At 40.5% G+C, this 2,906-nt stretch carries 3 protein-coding genes; 2 read left to right on the top strand and 1 reads right to left on the bottom strand.

Annotated features, from left to right (window positions below):
- Positions 1-577: 577 nt before the first annotated feature.
- Entirely contained in the window at positions 578-1,522 is a 945-nt protein-coding gene (locus MD535_RS25300; RefSeq protein WP_265678053.1) for an Rpn family recombination-promoting nuclease/putative transposase, read from the bottom strand.
- A gap of 319 nt (positions 1,523-1,841) precedes the next feature.
- Here MD535_RS25300 and parA point away from each other — a divergent pair, with 319 nt between their 5' ends.
- Positions 1,842-2,477 (top strand): ParA family partition ATPase, encoded by a 636-nt coding sequence (gene parA, locus MD535_RS25295; protein ID WP_265678052.1) that lies wholly within the window; start codon positions 1,842-1,844, stop codon positions 2,475-2,477.
- Positions 2,477-2,695 carry a hypothetical protein gene (locus MD535_RS25290; RefSeq protein WP_265678051.1) on the top strand — a complete coding sequence of 73 codons (219 nt, stop codon included), beginning with the start codon at positions 2,477-2,479 and terminating at the stop codon, positions 2,693-2,695. Before parA ends, MD535_RS25290 begins: the two co-directional genes overlap by 1 nt.
- Positions 2,696-2,906: the final 211 nt, after the last annotated feature.

The raw sequence follows: 2,906 nt of genomic DNA, 5'->3' as shown, positions 1-2,906 counted from the left end.
AACTTACAGTATTAAAATCAAGATATTTATAAAGGTCGAGTGCTGGCTGCTATATGACGGTAGTCATGTAGAGGCAGTGCTGACCCACCGAAACGAAGTGAAGGTTGCTCTTCAACCTTTAAAAAAGAATAAAGAAAGATAAGGTTGTCGCTTACGCTCCACTAAAAGATAACGCGATTCGGTTAGATTTTCTACCGAAAATCATCGCGTAACGTTCACCAGCGCTGCGCCAAACCTTCTCTGTCTAACGTTCTTAACTAACGTGGACCGACACTACTAAAACATCATAAAAACTTAACTACATCGACCACAAAAGCCGCTTCGCGGGTCTAGCAGGAAGAAGGGCAAATTTCATGCCGATATTTGAAAGTGGCAAAGTTGAGAGGATCTTTTTTGATCGAACTGATCAAGTCTTAATCAGTATACAAACTGAGATGGAGAGAGAATAGTAGTTATCTACATTTGCGATTAAAATAAAAATGTTACGCTGTCACTAGTTGTGGATACAAAACACCATAATGTCGCTAACATTATGGCATTTTGTTGAAAGGATAGATGTTTATCTGACCCTACCTTATTAATTAATAAGCTTTATAAGTTCTTCTTTTGATAAACCAGTAGTTTCAATGATTAAATCAGCATCAAGCCCTGCTGAAAGCATTTTTTTCGCTATACTCAGTTGCGTCTCTTGCCGACCAAACTCTTCGCCTTCTAGTCTACCTTGTTCGATACCTTGTTCGATACCTTGTTTTAAGCCCTGCTCTCGACCACGCGCTTCTAATTGCTCTGCGATTGTCATGAATTTTGCCTCGTGCTCTGGTACTTGCTCTGCGAGAGTCTTTACTAACGCCTCTAAATTCGACGTCTCCCCTACTCTCACTAAGTATTCCATTAAAGAATCTAACTGTTTCTCTGTTAGATAATGCTCCAATAACAGTGTAACCACTGTATCTGCAAAGTCCAACAGATCTCTTTGTCTGACGTGTTTTTGTACCAGCTCCAATAAAGCAACACGCTTATGCTGGACTATTTCATCGTCTGGGATCACCGTTATGTCCACAAGTGGATAAGCCTGACTGTAAATGCTTTTGGCAAGCTCGGGATCGTCAAATTCATCCAACCAATTCGTGCTGTATGGGTAAGGGGATGTTTTCCCATGATAGAACAACAGCGGAACGACTATCGGTAACACATCATGACCAGCATCAAGGTGCTGTTTCATCGTGGCTATTGCATATCGCGTCAACCGAAACCCCATATGCTTATCTGGACTACTCTGGTGCTCGATTAGCGCATACACATACCCTGCCCCACTCTCCGTTTCCATAGAATAGAGAACGTCTGAGTAATACGGGACAAGGTCATCTTCTAAAAACGAACCTGGTTGAAGTTGGAGTGTATCAAGATGACAAACCTGCTTTATGTTGTCCGGTAGATGCGCTTCCAGAAAGTCTCGGGCCGTCTCTGGGACGGTAAGGAAAGACTTAAACAATCCATCGTGTATTGATTGGGGTGTCTTCATCTCATCTTCACTTTGCTGATTTTGCCAATATTATACACCAAATCGTTAGTCTTTTGAGATTTACAAAGAAGAAGGGGTTGGGTTTAACGGAACAGTTTTGTACGCAATTGCTAGTGCCAAAACCCCTAGTATCGAGACTTGTATTTGGTTAGGAGTTTTCGACGGTTCCGTCGTAGAGCCTCTTGTGGCTTTTCTCCGATCTTCTGTCAGTAAAAAATCAATTTTTTACTTGCACTTGTTCTGCATGAGTGTGAAAATTGAGTAATTGAGTAATTGAGTAATTGAGTAATTGAGTAATTGAGTAATTGAGGAGTTAGGTATGGCTAATATTATAGCAATTTTAAATCCCAAAGGCGGAGCTGGGAAAACAACTATCGCGTTACATTTATCTCGCGCCTTAAAGGGTTACGGTTCAATTTTAATGGTTGATACTGATCCTCAAGGGTCTGCTCGTGACTGGGCTGAGCAAGGTGGAGGAGCATCATTCCCCATTGTAGGTGTTGATAGAGCTGGCGCTCTCAAAGGTACAATCCAACAACTCACTAGAGGATATGACTGGATTGTAATTGATGGTGCAGCAAAACTTGAAGAAATGGCGGCACACGCTATCAGTATAGCGGAACTAGTTATAATTCCTGTTCAGCCTTCCCCATTAGATCTGTGGGCATGTGAAGCTCTAGTTAGTCAAATCAAACAAAGGCAAGTAATTACTGATGGAGTACCAACCGCTGCTTTCCAAATATCTAGAGCTAAAAAAGGCACTAAGTTAGCCGGAGAAATTCGTAAAGTCGTAGCTGATTATGAACTGCCACTACTGAATGGAAACATTCATGATAGAACAATATTTGCGAACTCATTGTCTTCAGGGTCTACTGCGATCGATGAAGAACCTGAAGGACAAGCTGCATTTGAAATTCGGTATTTAGTTAAACAAATAGTGAAAGGGTTTGAGTAATGCTAAAGATAAAAAAAACAGGTGAAGGACATCAACATCCAAAGGTTAAAGATGTCAGTAAAGTAACCACTAAAGAAGATACTAGTAGACTCAATGCGGATCTTCCTAAGAGTTTTTATCTCAAAGTTAAAATGTTTGCAATGGAGAATGATATGTCTATCACAGATATGACCAAAGAAGCATTGACAGAATATATGAAAACAAATGATTTTGAGTAATTGAGTAATTGAGTAATTGAGTAATTGAGTAATTGAGTAATTGAGTAATTGAGTGAGAATCTCGCAGTGCAATCGCCAAACTCCACTGCGAGGATACATCCAAACCTATAGGAGATCTAAGATGCAAGTAAATTGTAGCATTACCCATACCCTGAACGAAAGCGTTACTGACGAAGAACTGAATGCCTTGCTCAACCTGACATGTAGCCAA

The sequence above is a fragment of the Vibrio qingdaonensis genome (genome assembly GCF_026191675.1).
Lineage (GTDB): Bacteria > Pseudomonadota > Gammaproteobacteria > Enterobacterales > Vibrionaceae > Vibrio > Vibrio qingdaonensis.
Note: the sequence above shows the minus strand (reverse complement) of the source record. Positions and strands in the feature narration are given on the sequence as shown.